Source organism: Priestia megaterium (assembly GCF_046599315.1).
Classification (GTDB): Bacteria; Bacillota; Bacilli; order Bacillales; family Bacillaceae_H; genus Priestia; species Priestia megaterium_F.
The window spans coordinates 518,751-535,527 of sequence record NZ_JBKIKC010000003.1 but is presented as its reverse complement, the minus strand read 5'-3'; the positions used below and the strand labels follow the sequence as shown (position 1 = coordinate 535,527).

At 37.9% G+C, this 16,777-nt stretch carries 20 protein-coding genes and 3 other annotated features; of the genes, 2 read left to right on the top strand and 18 right to left on the bottom strand.

The window, feature by feature from the left end; all coding sequences use genetic code 11:
- Positions 1-2: 2 nt before the first annotated feature.
- Both pheS and ACLHDF_RS13825 read right to left on the bottom strand, forming a co-directional pair.
- Positions 3-1,037, bottom strand: coding sequence for a phenylalanine--tRNA ligase subunit alpha (gene pheS / locus ACLHDF_RS13830; protein ID WP_413919328.1), 1,035 nt, complete (start codon positions 1,035-1,037; stop codon positions 3-5).
- Between the two features lie 54 nt (positions 1,038-1,091).
- Positions 1,092-1,327 (bottom strand) — a binding site (T-box leader).
- A 48-nt stretch (positions 1,328-1,375) separates the two neighbouring features.
- Entirely contained in the window at positions 1,376-2,140 is a 765-nt protein-coding gene (locus tag ACLHDF_RS13825; protein WP_413919327.1) for a TrmH family RNA methyltransferase, read from the bottom strand.
- A gap of 140 nt (positions 2,141-2,280) precedes the next feature.
- Between ACLHDF_RS13825 and sspI the strand changes: the two genes are divergently transcribed.
- Positions 2,281-2,487: a small acid-soluble spore protein SspI gene (gene sspI, locus ACLHDF_RS13820; protein ID WP_413919326.1), complete on the top strand. Its 207-nt coding sequence runs from the start codon at positions 2,281-2,283 to the stop codon at positions 2,485-2,487.
- A 56-nt stretch (positions 2,488-2,543) separates the two neighbouring features.
- On the opposite strand, the gene ACLHDF_RS13815 is transcribed toward sspI, so the two are convergent.
- The gene (locus ACLHDF_RS13815) at positions 2,544-3,629 is read right to left on the bottom strand and encodes a M42 family metallopeptidase (protein WP_413919325.1); all 1,086 of its coding nucleotides are present in this window, start codon (positions 3,627-3,629) and stop codon (positions 2,544-2,546) included.
- A gap of 77 nt (positions 3,630-3,706) precedes the next feature.
- Positions 3,707-4,195 carry a dUTP diphosphatase gene (locus ACLHDF_RS13810; protein WP_413919324.1) on the bottom strand — a complete coding sequence of 163 codons (489 nt, stop codon included), beginning with the start codon at positions 4,193-4,195 and terminating at the stop codon, positions 3,707-3,709.
- Positions 4,196-4,327: 132 nt separating this feature from the next.
- Here ACLHDF_RS13810 and ACLHDF_RS13805 point away from each other — a divergent pair, with 132 nt between their 5' ends.
- The gene (locus ACLHDF_RS13805; RefSeq protein WP_413919323.1) at positions 4,328-4,705 is read left to right on the top strand and encodes a hypothetical protein; all 378 of its coding nucleotides are present in this window, start codon (positions 4,328-4,330) and stop codon (positions 4,703-4,705) included.
- A gap of 18 nt (positions 4,706-4,723) precedes the next feature.
- On the opposite strand, the gene ACLHDF_RS13800 is transcribed toward ACLHDF_RS13805, so the two are convergent.
- The 14 genes from ACLHDF_RS13800 to ytaF form a co-directional block, all read right to left on the bottom strand.
- Positions 4,724-4,984: a DUF1294 domain-containing protein gene (locus ACLHDF_RS13800; protein WP_413919322.1), complete on the bottom strand. Its 261-nt coding sequence runs from the start codon at positions 4,982-4,984 to the stop codon at positions 4,724-4,726.
- Positions 4,985-5,045: 61 nt separating this feature from the next.
- The gene (gene rplT, locus ACLHDF_RS13795) at positions 5,046-5,405 is read right to left on the bottom strand and encodes a 50S ribosomal protein L20 (protein ID WP_013059425.1); all 360 of its coding nucleotides are present in this window, start codon (positions 5,403-5,405) and stop codon (positions 5,046-5,048) included.
- A gap of 39 nt (positions 5,406-5,444) precedes the next feature.
- Positions 5,445-5,645 carry a 50S ribosomal protein L35 gene (gene rpmI / locus ACLHDF_RS13790; protein WP_013059426.1) on the bottom strand — a complete coding sequence of 67 codons (201 nt, stop codon included), beginning with the start codon at positions 5,643-5,645 and terminating at the stop codon, positions 5,445-5,447.
- A 21-nt stretch (positions 5,646-5,666) separates the two neighbouring features.
- Positions 5,667-6,170: a translation initiation factor IF-3 gene (gene infC, locus ACLHDF_RS13785; protein WP_413919321.1), complete on the bottom strand. Its 504-nt coding sequence runs from the start codon at positions 6,168-6,170 to the stop codon at positions 5,667-5,669.
- A 69-nt stretch (positions 6,171-6,239) separates the two neighbouring features.
- Positions 6,240-6,362 (bottom strand) — a sequence feature (ribosomal protein L20 leader region).
- A gap of 171 nt (positions 6,363-6,533) precedes the next feature.
- The gene (gene thrS / locus ACLHDF_RS13780; RefSeq protein WP_413919437.1) at positions 6,534-8,492 is read right to left on the bottom strand and encodes a threonine--tRNA ligase; all 1,959 of its coding nucleotides are present in this window, start codon (positions 8,490-8,492) and stop codon (positions 6,534-6,536) included.
- Between the two features lie 44 nt (positions 8,493-8,536).
- Positions 8,537-8,785: a binding site (T-box leader), on the bottom strand.
- A 60-nt stretch (positions 8,786-8,845) separates the two neighbouring features.
- Positions 8,846-9,706, bottom strand: a complete 861-nt coding sequence (gene ytxC / locus ACLHDF_RS13775) for a sporulation protein YtxC (RefSeq protein WP_413919320.1) — start codon at positions 9,704-9,706, stop codon at positions 8,846-8,848.
- Between the two features lie 96 nt (positions 9,707-9,802).
- On the bottom strand, positions 9,803-10,735 hold the full coding sequence (gene dnaI, locus ACLHDF_RS13770) for a primosomal protein DnaI (RefSeq protein ID WP_413919319.1): 933 nt from the start codon (positions 10,733-10,735) through the stop codon (positions 9,803-9,805).
- Between the two features lie 32 nt (positions 10,736-10,767).
- Positions 10,768-12,195: a replication initiation and membrane attachment family protein gene (locus ACLHDF_RS13765; RefSeq protein ID WP_413919318.1), complete on the bottom strand. Its 1,428-nt coding sequence runs from the start codon at positions 12,193-12,195 to the stop codon at positions 10,768-10,770.
- A gap of 72 nt (positions 12,196-12,267) precedes the next feature.
- Positions 12,268-12,729 carry a transcriptional regulator NrdR gene (gene nrdR / locus ACLHDF_RS13760; protein WP_013059432.1) on the bottom strand — a complete coding sequence of 154 codons (462 nt, stop codon included), beginning with the start codon at positions 12,727-12,729 and terminating at the stop codon, positions 12,268-12,270.
- A 246-nt stretch (positions 12,730-12,975) separates the two neighbouring features.
- Positions 12,976-13,362 (bottom strand): cytosolic protein, encoded by a 387-nt coding sequence (locus tag ACLHDF_RS13755; protein ID WP_413919317.1) that lies wholly within the window; start codon positions 13,360-13,362, stop codon positions 12,976-12,978.
- 93 nt (positions 13,363-13,455) lie between these two features.
- Positions 13,456-13,836 carry an adenosylmethionine decarboxylase gene (speD, locus tag ACLHDF_RS13750; protein WP_013059434.1) on the bottom strand — a complete coding sequence of 127 codons (381 nt, stop codon included), beginning with the start codon at positions 13,834-13,836 and terminating at the stop codon, positions 13,456-13,458.
- Between the two features lie 420 nt (positions 13,837-14,256).
- Entirely contained in the window at positions 14,257-15,288 is a 1,032-nt protein-coding gene (locus ACLHDF_RS13745) for a glyceraldehyde-3-phosphate dehydrogenase (protein WP_413919316.1), read from the bottom strand.
- A 218-nt stretch (positions 15,289-15,506) separates the two neighbouring features.
- Positions 15,507-16,103: a dephospho-CoA kinase gene (coaE, locus tag ACLHDF_RS13740; RefSeq protein ID WP_413919315.1), complete on the bottom strand. Its 597-nt coding sequence runs from the start codon at positions 16,101-16,103 to the stop codon at positions 15,507-15,509.
- Positions 16,104-16,126: 23 nt separating this feature from the next.
- Positions 16,127-16,756 carry a sporulation membrane protein YtaF gene (ytaF, locus tag ACLHDF_RS13735; protein ID WP_413919314.1) on the bottom strand — a complete coding sequence of 210 codons (630 nt, stop codon included), beginning with the start codon at positions 16,754-16,756 and terminating at the stop codon, positions 16,127-16,129.
- Between the last annotated feature and the right edge of the window lie 21 nt (positions 16,757-16,777).

Below are 16,777 nucleotides of genomic sequence, written 5' to 3'. Positions count from 1 at the left end.
CTTTATACTTGTTTAAATTGATCTAAGAAACGAACATCATTTGTGTAGAAATGACGAATATCATCCACACCGTGTTTTAACATAGCAATACGCTCTACACCGATTCCAAAAGCAAAACCACGATATTTAGTTGAATCGTATCCAGCCATTTCAAGAACATTTGGATGAACCATGCCGGCTCCTAAAATTTCAATCCATCCCGTTTGTTTACATACATTACAGCCTTTACCTCCACATTTTGCACAAGATACGTCTACTTCTACAGACGGCTCAGTGAATGGGAAGAAACTTGGACGAAGACGAATTTCACGGTCTGCACCGAACATCTTTTTCACAAATACTTCAAGCGTGCCCTTTAAATCACTCATACGAATGTTTTCATCTACTACAAGACCTTCAATTTGCATAAATTGATGAGAATGTGTAGCATCATCATCATCGCGGCGGTACACTTTACCCGGGCAAATAATTTTAACAGGTCCTTTTCCTTCATTCTTGTTCATAACACGAGCTTGAACCGTTGATGTATGCGTACGAAGAAGCGTTTCTTCCGTAATATAGAATGTATCTTGCATATCACGCGCTGGGTGACCTTTTGGCAAGTTCAGTGCTTCGAAATTATAGTAGTCCTGCTCTACTTCCGGTCCTTCTGCTACTTCATAGCCCATTCCTAAGAATAAATCTTCTACTTCTTCAACTACGCTTGTTAGCGGGTGATGCGTACCTGCTTTAATAGGGCGTCCTGGCAGCGTTACGTCAATTGTTTCTGAAGCAAGTTTACGCTCTACCTCAGCTGCTTCTAACGCCGTTTGTTTTTCTTCAATTTTAGATGCAATAGCTTCACGTACTTCATTTGCGAGTGCTCCCATTACAGGACGCTCTTCAGCTGAAAGCTTTCCCATACCGCGAAGTACTTCCGTGATAGGGCCTTTCTTCCCTAAATAAGCTACGCGTACGTCGTTTAATTCTTTTAAAGCACTTGCTGCTTCGACTTTTGCAATTGCTTCTTGTTGAAGTTCTTGTAAACGTTCTTTCATCACTTATTCCTCCTTTTAACGTAAAAAATGACAAATAAAAAAACCTCCTCCCAAAAAAGGGACGAGGATTAGTCGCGTTACCACCCTTGTTAACTATATACACAGACGTATACAGTTCACTTCATTCAAGTTAACGGAATCTCCGGAACACCTTTACATCTATGTAAGATGGTCTAAGTGTCAACTCAAGAGGTGAATTCGCTTATTACATTTATAAAAATGCTTTCAGTCACGGCATTTTCTCCCTGCATAAACGGACATAAGCTACTGCTCTCTTTCATCGTTTTTTACATATGTAACTATTGTATTATTATAGTAAAAACACGTTCTTGATGCAACTACATTCCACGTAAATAATAAAGTAAGATTCCAGAAGCGATGGCAACATTTAGCGATTCGCTCTTTCCGTAAATGGGAATGTACAGATTTTGATCCGTTTGATCCAGCACTTTCTCGCTTACACCGTTTCCTTCATTGCCCACAATCAACGCGAATTCGTTTGAAGGTTTTATGTTTGTGTAGACCTTTCCATTTTGTAACGACGTGCCGTAAATCGCTATTCCTCTTTCTTTTAACAGTGAAATTGTTTCAAGTAAGTCACCTTTTACAATCGGAAGATGAAAAATAGCTCCTTGCGTTGAACGCACAACTTTTGGATTGTACACATCCACGCTGCCCTCTCCGATGACAATAGCTTCCACTCCAGCAGCATCAGCTGTTCGAATGATTGTGCCTAAGTTGCCTGGATCTTGCACCGCATCTAAAAGCAATACTTTTTGTGCGGTATGAACGATTTCTGCATGCTTCGTTTGAAAACACACGGCAATAATTCCTTGAGGTGTTTCTGTGTCAGATAATAATTTAATAATTGCTTCGTTTACAACGGTTATTTCGATACCGTCTATATTCCACTGTGCTGGCACTTCGGTCGATTCGCGTATAATTAGTTCTTTTACGCAATCATTATTTTTAATGGCTTCTTCGACTAAATGAAAGCCTTCTACCATAAAAAGACCCTGCTTATCACGATCTTTTTTATTATGCAGCTTTTTCCACGCTTTTACCTGCGGGTTTTTAACTGAATCAATTTGTTTCACAAACATAACTCCTTTATCTATACAAAAATAAATAGTTCGATTACATTTTCCTCAATAATCATTAGATAAGTTTCACTTTATTGTACATAGAAATCACAAAGAAAACAAAAACTATTGGTAACTTTACGATAGCTGAGGTGAAAATGATGGATCTTAATTTACGAAATGCTGTTATTGCAAACGTTTCAGGAAACTCAAAAGAAGAGCTTGAGGCTACAATTTCTGACGCTATTCAAAGCGGTGAAGAAAAAATGCTCCCTGGACTTGGTGTTTTATTTGAGGTGCTTTGGGAAAAGTCCCCGCAATCAGAAAAGGAAGAAATTCTGACAACGCTTGAAAACGGTTTAAAATAAATAGCCTTTTTCTATGTACGACAAAAAGCTCATTCTCCTAAGAGAATGAGCTTTTTTTAATTATACGTAATGGCATTAACCGTATCTCGGTCTAAACGTTTGATTACTTCCGCAATTAATTTAACTGCATTTTCATAATCATCGCGATGAAGCATCGCTGCATGAGAATGGATATAACGAGTTGCAATTGTAATCGAAAGTGCTGGCACACCGTTAGCTGAAATATGGATAGAACCTGAATCCGTACCGCCTCCAGCGATTGCATCAAATTGATACGGGATATTTAATTCATCTGCCACATCTACCACTGTATCTCGAAGTCCCTTGTGAGAAACCATGGAAGCGTCATATAAAATGATTTGCGGACCGTCTCCCATTTTAGAAGATGCTTCTTTATCAGAAACGCCAGGTGTATCTCCTGCGATACCGACATCAACGGCAAATGCAATATCCGGTTCAATAAAGTTAGCCGACGTTTTTGCACCTCGAAGTCCAACTTCTTCTTGCACGGTTCCTACGCCATACACAACATTTTCGTGTGCTTCACCTTTTAAAGCCTTTAATACATCAATAGCGATCGCACAGCCAATACGATTATCCCAGGCTTTCGCTAGCAACATCTTTTCATTGTTCATAACCGTAAATTCGAAATAAGGCACAACCTGATCACCAGGTTTTACTCCCCACTCCGCTACTTCTTCTCTACTAGAGGCGCCAATATCGATGAACATATCTTTAATGTCAACTGGCTTTTTACGAACTTCTGGAGGCAGGATATGAGGAGGCTTTGAGCCAATAATCCCCGTTACCTCTCCTTTAGAAGTAACGATGGTTACGCGTTGAGCAAGCATAACTTGAGACCACCATCCGCCTACCGTTTGAAAACGAATAAAGCCGCGTTCATCAATTTGAGTCACCATAAAACCTACTTCATCTAAGTGACCGGCTACCATAATTTTAGGTCCTTGTTCGTTGCCCACTTTTTTCGCAATCAAACTGCCTAGCCCATCCGTTGTTACTTCATCTGCATAAGGTGCAATATATTTCTTCATAACCTCACGCGGTTCACGTTCATTGCCAGGAATTCCTTTTGCATCTGTTAGTTCTTTAAGCATCGTCAATGTTTCATCTAACTTTGTCATATGGATTACCCCTTTCATATGTATACCTCTATTATAGCTAAAAAGAGGTTGAAGTAAAATTTCCCATCGTTTTATTTCTAGTATCCTTGTTCTTGGCGTTTAAAATTCACTTCATTTTTTGAGATGTAGGCCTCTTCAATATGTTCAGCCGAAAAACCAAACATATCGCCAAGCGTCATGTAAGATACAAACATATTCACATAGTTTTCTTTCGACAAGTCCTGCTCGAAAGCAGATACTTGTGCAAACACCTGTAAAAATTGTGCTGTTTTTGAATCCCTTGCTTTTGCTTTCGGCAGCTCAGTTAAATCATCGTATCCTTTTTCAATACCTAGGGAAAGGATAAAATGTACGCCGTCCACAAATTCTTCTAAAATAACAGCGTCTTCAGCTGGAGGTTTAATGCTCCAAAATTTGAAGCAGCGCGTTTCGTTTGCCAACTCTCCCATTTCGACAAGCAGTGCTAAAAGCTTTCTCGGAACCAAGTCTTCCTTATGAAGCTCATGCTTATCTTCTATATGCTGATCCAGCTGACGCTGCATGGTAAATAGCTGTTTTAAATTCAATGTAATCACTCCTGTAATTATGTATATCTTCTTCTTTTTAAACCAATAAAGAAATTATATCAAAAATCATGAAACTTTTTAGAAGCTCGAACGTAAAGTAAGAAAACTGTGCCTTGTAAAGGAGGGAGCGTTATGTTTGTTATTGTTATCGTTCGTGTGTTCATTTTCGCGCTTGTTGCTTACACACTATTAAAGCTGGTTCAGTATTTTCGCAGTCCAAAGCGGAAGCTTGTAGCAGCTCAGGAACATCAGCAATTTTTTGTCGTTGACGAAAAAACGAATATCCGCAAAAATTTTCTACTAACGTATAAAGGTATTTTATTTGAAGGAGAAAAATACAGCAATCCCAATGAACCAGATTCTTTGTCAATTACAATGGTGTTAACAGATCCATCTCGATTACATGAACTGCAAAAACAAGATTTCAAGCTGCTCGAAAACCACGTACACGACATGTATCCAAATGCTCCTATTCGCTGGAAAAGCCCCGTTCGAGAGTTTTTACACTGAGCACAAAAAAATTTGTGCTCAGCTGATAACAAAAAAGAAAAATAAATCAAGAACAGCAAGAATAGGAAAACCTACTGTAAATGCTGTGTGCTTCGTTTTATGACGATAGCAATACATACCAATGAGTCCTCCAAGAGCTCCTCCGATAGCAGCTACCGTCCACAGTGTGCTTTCGGCAATTCTCCACTCATGCCTTTTCGCTTTTTGTTTATCTCTATACATCATTCCTATCCCTACTATATTAATGATAATAAAATAGGTAAGCAGCAGTTGGTTCATGATATATCCTCCGATAGCAAAAAAGCCTCATCATCCAAAGATGACGAGACTTTATAATCAATTACTTATCTAAGCCTTTTTTAGCAGCAGTTGCTAATTCAGCAAATGCTTTTTCATCAGCTACAGCTAAGTCAGCAAGCATTTTGCGGTTAACTTCAATACCTGCTAATTTTAAACCGTGCATTAAACGGCTATAAGAAAGACCGTTCATACGAGCAGCTGCATTGATACGTGTGATCCATAATTTACGGAAGTCACGTTTTTTCTGACGACGGTCACGATAAGCATACATGTGAGATTTCATAACTTGCTGATTAGCAACTTTATATAATCTATGCTTCGAACCGAAGAAACCTTTAGCTAATTTTAAAACTTTTTTACGACGTTTGCGTGTTACTGTACCGCCTTTTACGCGTGGCATAATTGTTTACCTCCTGTATTGTTTCTATCTCAACCCAAATTACTTAATGTTATCTAATAAGTGACGGATACGTTTGAAGTCACCTTTGCTTACTAAAGAACCTTTACGTAATTTACGCTTTTGTTTTGTAGATTTGTTAGCGAATAAATGGCTTGTGTAAGCACGAGCACGTTTTAATTTACCGCTTCCAGTCTTTTTGAAACGCTTTGCAGCGCCACGATGTGTTTTCATTTTTGGCATGGGGTGTTCCTCCTCGTTCTATTACTTTTCGTTTTTAGGTGCCAAGATTAAGAACATGCTGCGGCCTTCCATTTTAGGAGCCGATTCAACTGCACTTACATCTTCGCAAGCTTGTGAAAAACGTTCAAGTACTTTTTGGCCAATCCCTTTATGAGTAATGGCACGACCTTTAAAGCGAATAGACGCTTTCACTTTATCACCTTTTTCAAGGAACTTGCGTGCGTTACGAAGTTTAGTGTTAAAATCATGTTCATCAATTGTTGGACTTAAACGAACTTCTTTTAAGTTTACAACTTTTTGGTTTTTACGAGCTTCTCTTTCTTTACGTTGTTGCTCATAGCGGAATTTACCGTAGTCCATAATACGACATACCGGCGGTTTCGCATTTGCAGCAACCATTACTAAGTCAAGATTTACTCGTGAAGCAATTTCTAATGCTTCATTTTTTGATTTAATTCCTAATTGTTCACCGTTTTGATCAATTAGACGAACTTCGCGAGCTCGAATGCCCTCGTTTACCATCATGTCCTTGCTAATAAGTAGCCACCTCCAAGGTTTAATGAGCGAATACGCTTGCTTAGACCGATTATTAACTCACACAAAAAAGTGTGAGTACATACTGCACCCACACTTCTATCGTTTTAATTAAGATACGATGTACCTGCTAACTGCCCTATGCGTCAATCAGGTGAGAAGCGGGTGCTTCTTCTTCTGTATAAACAAGTATTCAATTACTTAAGCTATTATAGTATCAACAAAGACAAAAGTCAATGATTTCGTTCTTTTTTCACAACAAAAATTATTGTATCAAAGGAAAAACATTTATGCAACAGTTTTTTATAAATGTTGCATAAAAAAGCAGAGAATTTCGATTCTCTGCTTTTTTCATTAGCGGGATGCTTCTGCTTTTACGTTTTGTAAAAAGGCTTGGAAATCAACTGTTTCTGAATTCTGCTCACCGTATTTACGTACGTTTACTGCTTTATCTTCTACTTCTTTATCCCCTACAACAAGCATGTACGGAATTTTTTGCATTTGAGCCTCACGGATTTTATAGCCGATTTTCTCATCACGCGAATCAAGTTCCACACGAATACCTGCAAGCTGAAGCTGTTCTTGTACTTCTTTTGCATACTCAAGGTGAACCGTAGGTGATACCGGAATCACTTGAACTTGTACAGGTGCTAACCACGTTGGGAAAGCTCCTTTATATTCTTCGATTAGGAAAGCTACAAAACGTTCCATTGTTGACACCACGCCGCGGTGAATAACAACAGGTCGATGTTGTTTTCCGTCTTCTCCTACATACGTTAAATCAAAACGTTCAGGAAGTAAGAAATCCAATTGAACTGTAGATAGCGTCTCTTCTTTACCGAGAGCCGTTTTAACTTGAACATCTAGTTTTGGACCATAGAATGCCGCTTCGCCTTCAGCTTCATAATAATCAAGGTCAAGTTCATCCATTGCGTCTTTTAACATACTTTGCGCTTTTTCCCACATTGCATCATCATCGAAGTATTTTTCCGTATCTTCAGGGTCACGGTAAGATAAACGGAATGAATAATTTTCAAATCCAAAATCTTTATAAACCGCTTCAACTAAGCGAACCACACGAATAAATTCTTCTTTGATTTGATCCGGACGTACAAAGATATGTGCATCATTTAGCGTCATGCCTCGAACACGCTGAAGTCCTGATAACGCTCCTGACATTTCGTAGCGGTGCATCGTTCCAAGCTCAGCAATACGGATTGGCAGCTCACGATAGCTGTGAATACCTTGTTTGTATACCATCATGTGATGAGGGCAGTTCATTGGACGAAGAACCAAGTCCTCGTTATCCATTTCCATTGCAGGGAACATATCATCTTGGTAGTGCTCCCAGTGACCAGACGTTTTGTAAAGCTCTACACTTCCCAGCACTGGAGTGTAAACGTGCTGATAACCAAGGCTTACTTCTTTATCTACGATATAACGCTCGATAATACGGCGAATTGTCGCACCTTTTGGGAGCCATAAAGGCAGACCTTGTCCTACTTTTTGAGAGTTCGTAAATAAGTTTAACTCTTTACCAAGTTTACGGTGGTCACGTTCTTTTGCTTCTTCAAGAAGACGAAGATGCTCGTCTAAATCTGCTTTTGTAAAGAATGCTGTACCGTAAATACGCTGCAGCATTTGATTATCGCTGTCTCCACGCCAATAAGCACCGGCCACGCTTAATAGCTTAAATTCTTTAATTTTGCCTGTTGACGGCACGTGCACGCCTCGACAAAGGTCAAAAAATTCGCCTTGTTGGTAAATCGTAACCTTTTCACCTGCTGGAATCGCATCGATCAATTCGAGTTTTAGTTCATCTCCAACTTCTTTATAAAGTTGAATTGCTTCTTCACGAGAAACTTCTTTTCGTTCAATTTCAATATTTGAATTAACGATTTTTTTCATTTCTTTTTCAATTTTACCTAAATCTTCAGGAGTAATTGACTCTTCCATATCGATGTCATAGTAAAAACCATTTTCGATAACCGGGCCTACACCTAGCTGTACTTTTGCATCTTTGTATAAACGTTTGATTGCTTGAGCCATTAAATGCGCTGTACTATGACGCATAATTTCAAGCGCTTCAGGAGCATCTTGCGTAATGATTTCAAGACTGCCATCTTGTTCGATTGGCGTACGCAAATCCAGCAGCTCACCGTTTACTTTACCTGCTAAGGCTTTTTTCTTTAATCCCGGGCTAATAGAAGCCGCAATATCTTCTGTTGATGATCCTTTTGGATACTCTTTAACAGCTCCATCAGGAAATGTCATTTTGATTACTTCTGACACAACTTTCCACTCCTTTAACATAACTGAATAAACTTTTTGTAAAAACAAAAAACTCGTCCCTTATAAAAAGGGACGAGTTGTGTATACACGCGGTACCACCCTTGTTTCCTCTTCGTATCTTGGATAACCCAAAGAACCCGAAGCGGCTCGAGGTTTTATAACGGAAATTCCGTCAGTAATTACTAAAGACACTGCTCGTTTACTACTGAAGTTTAGAGGTGGTAAGAATATATTTCGTGTTAGGAGATTTTCAGCCTAGATCTCCCTCTCTACAAACCGTAAATATACACTCATGTCCTCATCATAACTTGTAACATATAGCTGTTTTTCAATATGCATTTATTATATTCATTTTCAAAATAGAAATCAACCTTTCACGTTATATTTTGCTTTTGATCAAACGGAAATTCATTTTTTTTATATAACATAACTTTTTCTTGAAAAATATTTTGAATGGTATAAACAAAATCATGATCATACTGGTCGCTATACAGATGAATAGCAGCTGGAGATAAACTTAGCAAAGGCGCGATAATAGTCGGGTCTATGTATAATGATTCTTGTTCAGATAAAAAGGCCTCTGCTAGAGCTGCACATTCACGTTCAGGAACATATCTATTATTGTGGTCGTACAGTACAAACTTGTTTTTATTCAGATGCATCACATAAACATCACCTGTAGACGACTGTCTTTCATTAGCTGCTTGACGCAGCTGATGAATAAGAATTTGATAGTCTTGTTCAAGCTTATATTCATCAATCGCCAGCTCAGCATAATAGCTTAGCCGCTCTTGATATTCTTTTAAACGGAATTGGAGGAAAGACTCAAAGGTGAACGTTACATTATGAATGAAGAAGTCTTGAAGAGCTTGGCGGATAAGTAATTCCCTTGGAAGAGAAAATGTTTTTTGCGGAATTTCTCCTCTCTCTCCTTCCATAATCTCCCCCATAATTTGAAGCAGCAAATCTTGCTCTTCCTCTTCTGAATAGAAAAATTGTTCTTTTAATATGTTTACCATCATCTTTTTTTCTTTCTTTTTTAAAATCACATGCGTTAATACCGGTATCACCATGTCTTGTAAAATGGCCTCTCTATTGTATGTCTCATCAATTACTAAAAGCTGATTGTTCACCAGCTTCAAGCACTGCGAACCATATGATAAAGCGCTTCGCTTAGCGCATAAAGACTCATATACAACGACTGCGTCTTCTACATATTTAAAGAATATTTTCATTCCTCATAGCCCCCCTTTGGACACGCTTTATTAATGTATATGGGGCAACATGCAAAAAAATGAGCAAGTCGTTACAAGAAATGTAAAACGACTCGCTCAGTTATTTCGTTTATTCTCTCCATTCATTTCAACAGGAATAGCGAGAGATTTAATTCGTTCCATGACACGAGCGGCTTTTAGCTCTTCTTGCTCGCCTCTTTGTGTATAAGTCAAATGATGTTGAAGCTCTTTGAAATTTAAATTTGAACTGAAAAATGTGGGCAAATTTTCAAGCATACGGAACTGTAAAATCGTTCCGAGCACATCGTCTCTCATCCAGCTCGTTACAGATTCTGCTCCCAGATCATCAAGCATGAGAACCGGTACTTTTTTTACATACTCTATCTTCTCATTGAAGCTTTGATCTTGAAACGAACCTTTTAACTCACGCAAAAACTCTGGGACGTACAGAATTGTAGACTTCACTTTCTTTTCGGCTAACGCATTGGCAATTGCTCCAAGAAAGTAGGTTTTCCCCACACCAAATGAACCGTGTAAATATAAAGCTTTCATCTTCTTATTTGGCTCATATTCTCGCACAAAATCCCTTACTAGTTTAATGGCCTCAAATCTTCCCTGCTCAATTTCAATATCAGACATCGTGGCTTGTAAAATTTCTTTGGGCACGTACATACACTGAATAAAAGATTCTTGTTCTTTTCGCTCATCTTCTTGTACTTTCCTAGGACAGCGTTCATACTGCAAATCAATGTTACGGCCTTTTACAACTAGCTGAGGGTGATAGCCCTTCACCATGTTGACACAGCTTTGCAGAGAAGGACATTTGTCACAGCATTTGCTTTGATCGATAAATTCATGCATCTTCATCAAGCCTCGGTCGACCATTTGCTCATCCAACTCATGGCGGTGCTCTTGCAGAAACGTTTTAACTTCGGAATTAGAAAGGATACTGTTTTTTAATGCTTCTAAGCGTGCTTTAAAATCCTTTTTGTTCACTAACTGATTTAGCGAATCATTGATAGGCTTCATCTTTTTCACCTCATCTCTATCATACCTGCTTTTTATTCTTTATGCTTTTGTTTTAGCTCTTGATCTAACTGCTTCAGTTCTTCTTGTAGCTTTCGTTTTTCTTCCTCAAATCCGTCTACTTCTTTTGAAGGCTGCTTTTTCTCTTCTTTTTCTTCATCGTTCAGCCAGTCTGGCACCATTTCTTTACGCACAATCTTTCTTCCAGCTGCTTTTTTATTCTGCTTTGCTTCCGTCCAATTTTGATATTCTTTCTGTTCATTTTTAGCTAAATTCATGGCCTCTTGAACAGTTTGTACCTTTTTGCGCGCCCAGTGTCCCGCAATTTTCTCTACATAGCTCTTAGATAATTTCATATCGGATCTTAGCATAACATAGTAAATCAGAACATTTACTACCCCGGGTGAAAGCTTTTGATTAAACATCACTTCTTCAATCATTTGAAGATCTGCTTTTGATGGCTCTGCTCCCCCTGAAAACTCGATTAACAGCTGTCGTGGAGAAGTCACTTCAAGCTGTTGGATGAGCTGCTCTTCTTTCGTCTGAGGCTGCTTTTCCTGCATAGTACGAAGCATAGGAGGCTGAATTTGTTCGCTTAGATTTGGAAGTGCTTCTCCATTTTCAAATTGGTAAAAGGATTGTGCTGCTTTTCTAAGCAATTCAATATCCACTTGATCATTCTCGTTCAGTGAATCGAGCACCACATTTTTCATTTGAAGAGGATCGATGCCGTATAAAAAGGCTAGCTTTTCAATCGCTTGTTTTACCTTAGATGTAATCGATCTTTTCGAAATCATTGAATCTGTTAGACCCGCTAAAAACAAGTCAAAATCAAAAGAATCCGCGCTCATCTCAATAGAGGCGCGTTTTGAAGAATCCATGAAATCCGTTTGGGTATCAGGAGAAAATACATCTTTGCTCTCAGCTTGAAAGCTTGGAGCCAGCTCTGTTGCTTTAACCGATTTAAATACATCGTTAAATGAATGCGTCACTTCTTTGAACGATTGGCTATCGACAAGTGAATCCGAAAAATAATTTTTTACTTTTTGAAAGATGGATTTCCCTAGTCGATTATATAAATACACATTTAATACGCCATCGTTAAAGAACTGATGAGGCGTAAGAGGAGGAATGAGCTCATAGATGAACACACGAACATCCTCTTCTTCCTTAATGTATGTTTTTAACAAACCAATGCCTTCTAGCTTTAAACGCTCCTGGTAAATAGCTTTCAAATTAATTTGCATCATCGACATTAGATGATGATGCGTTGACTCTTTTCCCCATAAACGATCTTGTTCTAGCTCGCTCCATAACGTCATATACAAACTAAAACACGTTGTACCTACCAACGGCTGATAAAGCATTGTTAAAATCTTTCGGTCGTATTCCTGCAGTATGCCGTTCGAACGAACAACATAACGATCGACCGGTATCATTTCTTTCCAATGTTGTTCTTTCATGTCGTTCCCTACCTACTTTTAAAGTAATAGAAATGACAAAAAAAGAGCCTAAAGAATACTTCAATAGCTCTTTTACAGTCGTTCCTTCTTAATTAAATCTTTTAATTCATCAATAAATACATTGATGTCTTTAAACTGTCGGTATACAGAAGCAAATCGAACATAAGAGACTTCATCGATAGCAGCTAATCGCTCCATCACCATTTCTCCTACCACATCTGACTGCACCTCTGATGTACCTTGACTGCGCAGCTCTGTTTCAATATCGTGTACAGTATCTTCTAATTGTTTTAAGCTTACTTGGCGTTTTTCACATGCCTTAATTAACCCTCGAAGGATTTTGTCTTTGCTGAACTCTTCTCTCGCTCCATCTTTTTTTACAACAATTAACGGAAGTTCTTCTACTTTCTCAAAAGTTGTAAAACGATAGTGACACTCTTCGCATTCACGTCTTCTACGAATAGAGCGTCCTTCTTCTACAGGGCGCGAGTCCAGCACTCTCGTTCCATTGTAATGACAGGATGGGCACTTCATATTCTCAGCTCCAATAATAAACCTTGTTTTTCTTTTTATTTTCTCTCACATAAGTTAATTTTCATCTATGTTAGCCGGCTATTTGCCATTTATTATGATTGTCATCATCATTTCCTTTAACAAACGGAATGCTATATTAAAGGATTTACTTTATTCCATCTTATAGAAAACAAGGCTTGAATACAAGTAAAGGAAAAGGAATTTCCCCATTTTATTTCCTGAAATTCAAAAAAAATGAGAAGTAACTTACGAAGAAAGAGGAATCAGTTTTTGATCAAAGCTCTTATAAAGCGTGCGTACAAGTTCTTTACTAAAACCAAAATCAACTGGCATCACTTTTGATTCTGTTGTAGCAGAAAAATCGATAGCGGTTTCAAGAGAACGCACGCTAATAATGGTAATCACAACAAAAGCTTTTCTTCCTTTTACAACATTTAAGCTAATTTCTCCTCGTTCTTCATATGCAGCAAGTATTTCTATCCCTTGCATGTGTTTCAACATTTCATGAACTTGCTTGAATGCATTCCCAGCTGTTGTTTTGTAATAATGTGTTTTTAGAGTTGAATCTGAATGGTGATCGCTTGTTTCTACATGATTAGAAAATAAAGATTTAACTGCTTGTACTACCCCCATGTTGCTATCCCCTTTGTTTTTACATACTAAAAGTTTATATACTAAAAAGAGGTGTGTAATACACCTCTTAACTTACGTAATCAATCGACACTATTAAAGTGCATTCGCTTTAGTTTGTTTTACCTGAACAGGACCCATTCCACGTGGCAATTCAATTGTTTCACGTGTTTGTGCACTTAGAGCATCTGCAATATAATCCGCTGCGATTGTAGGATCTAAATGACCACAAGTATAAACATCAATACTTGCATAACCATGCTCTGGGAAGCTGTGAATCGTTAAATGTGATTCTGAAATAATAACAACGCCACTTACACCTTGAGGTGCAAATTTATGGAACGCTACTTCGCGAACTTCCGCACCAGATTTTAAAGCTGCATCAACAAACGTTTTTTCAATATAATCAATATCATTTAACTTATCGAAATCGCATCCCCATAATTCTGAGATGACATGACGACCCATTGTTTCCATAATGATATTTCCCCCTTTAACAATTTTTAATCGTTAAACATGAAGTTCTTTCGCCATATAGCATGTTAACTACCACGGGGGAAAGTTAGTCCAAAGAGGTCCTAACCCTTTAAGTAGCCACATCACCGAAAGGTACACAAGAAGTTCACGAAACATAGTATACTTTGTTTACATTTATTTTGCAATACGTGTTTTGATTTTATTAAAGATTGTTCTTGCAGACAGACCTATACAAATTATCCCTATGTCTTATGAGGCTGCGCACAAAAGCTGCTAAACGACTGCTAATTTTTCATTAAAATTGCGGAAAAGAAACACCCCTTTACATGCTTATCTTATTGCCTTTCCCTATTCTTTTGAATAAAAACAAAAAAACAGGGCGATAGCTCCCTGTTTTTTTAAAAGCAATCCATAGCTTTCTTAGCTTACTCTTATTTTTGATCCATTACGCATTTCTGCAGCAATATATCTTACCAAATCGACTACGCGCTGAGAATAACCCCACTCGTTATCGTACCAAGCTAACACTTTAATTTTATGGTCTTCCATCACGATGGTCGATAGTCCATCTACTATAGCTGAATGAGGGTTTGTATTAAAATCGATTGATACAAGTGGTTCCATTGTTAAATTTAGAATATTCTTTAATGGCCCTTCAGCAGCTTTAATGAACGCTAAATTAACATCTTCCATCGTCACAGGTTTCTTTACATCTACAACTAAATCGACAAGAGATACGTTCGGCGTTGGCACCCGCAGCGCCATCCCATGAAGTTTTCCTTTCAAATGAGGAAGAACTAACGAAAGTGCCTTAGCTGCTCCAGTTGTTGTAGGAATAATTGATTGAGCACACGCGCGAGCTCTTCGCAAGTCTTTATGTGGATTATCAATATTCTTTTGATCATTTGTGTATGCGTGAACGGTCGTCATTAAACCGTTTTCAATTGTGAACGCTTCGTCTAGCACCTTGACAACTGGAGCTAGACAATTTGTCGTACAAGAGGCATTGGAAATAATGTTATGCTGATTCACATCAAACTCTCGCTCGTTCACACCCATCACAATGGTGATATCCTCTTGTTTACCCGGTGCTGTTAAGACAACTTTTTTCGCACCTGCTTCAATATGTAACTGCGCTTTTTCCCTTGAATTAAATTTCCCTGTTGCTTCGACAACTAGATCAATCCCAAGCTCTTTCCAAGGCAAATTTAACGGATCACGTGAATTTAATAGCTGAATTCTTTTACCGTTAACAATTAGCGCATCATCATCACATTTAACATCCCCATTAAATGGGCCGTGTATAGAATCATATTTGATTAAATGTGCTAGCGTTTCTGCTGGATAAGATGCGTTTATTGCAATAATATCTAAATTCTCCTCTATAATCGCTGTGCGAAACACCATTCTTCCTATTCTCCCAAAACCATTAATGGCAATACGTGCTTTCATGGCTATACCCCTCTCCATATGTGTTATACTAATTAACTTTTTATATTGAATAGTATAACATAAATATTTAAAAAGTGAATAATATTAATTTTTTTTAATAAATTATTTCAATTAAGTTTTACTATATGTATATAGAGAGAACAGATATTTAACACATTCTTTTTTAGAAGCTCTTAAATATTCTCAATAAAAAAAGAGTGAATGCAATCATTCACTCTTTAATCTAGCCATAGGGCTAATATACTTAAAAGCTGTTGTTTTGTTTCCTCTATAGGACCGTTGTTGTTAATCACCGCATCGGCTAATGCTACTTTTCGAATCAAAGGCAGCTGAGCATGAATACGCGCATAGGCATCCTCCGTCGAGAGATTATTACGCGACTTTAGTCGTTCTAGCTGTACACGCTCATCGACATATACAACTACTACTTTATCGACTAAGTGTGTTAAATCACTTTCAAACAGCAGCGGAATATCTAATACAACAGCTTCGTAGCCTTCCTCTATATATTTTTCCTTTTGAGAAAGCATTTCTTTTCTTACAGCAGGATGTACAATTGCATTTAGTTTTTTACGTTCTTCCTCTTGATAAAACACAATCTCCCCTAAAGCTGCTCGATTGATCTCCCCATTCTCGTGAAGAATAGCACAGCCGAACGTCTCTACAATTTGTTTGTATGCTTCTTTTCCTAGTTCTACAACTTCTTTTGCAATGTGATCAGCATCGATTACGGGAATATTAATATCTCTTAGCATTCCAGTTACCGTGCTTTTTCCGCTTGCAATTCCCCCCGTTAATCCAATTACAATTGACATTGGCCTCTCCTTTATCCATTTATTTAAAATCTAAAAATACCTAAAATAATAAGCAGAACTCCTGGTACAAACGAGAACATTTTCATCCATGATAAACGTGAAAAAATTTTACCAAACTGTATGCCAGCGCTTAAAAAAAGAGAACTCATAAGAGCTACAGCCAACGCTAAAGCATACGGTGAATAACCTAATAAAGCAGCTCCAAATCCCGCTCCAAATGCATCAAGAGATAATGCAATTCCAAGTATAAATGCCTCAATCCCAGTGATAGAACCTGAATTATCTAAATCTGCTGCAGTCGGTTTTTTCAATACGTTAATGACTAAGCCAATTGACTTAATTTCAATTTTCACTAATGTTTTTTCTTCTTTCACTCGAGACGAATCTGCTGGACGAAAAAACTGGTATAAAATCCACATTCCAAGCAGAACAAAGATACTTCCACCCACTTTATTTAATACATCCACTGAAAATAGATGCGTAAGTACCTTTCCTAAAAACATAGAAAACATTAGAGAAAATGCTGAGCAACACGAAATGATAAAAATGGATTTCAGCGGAATTTTTACCTTTCGAAGTCCGTATGTCAGGCCAACGCTAAAGCTGTCAAGACTTACGGCAAAAGCAAGGATAAGTAAAGAAAATGTTATCATGATGAGAGGACTCCTTTCCTT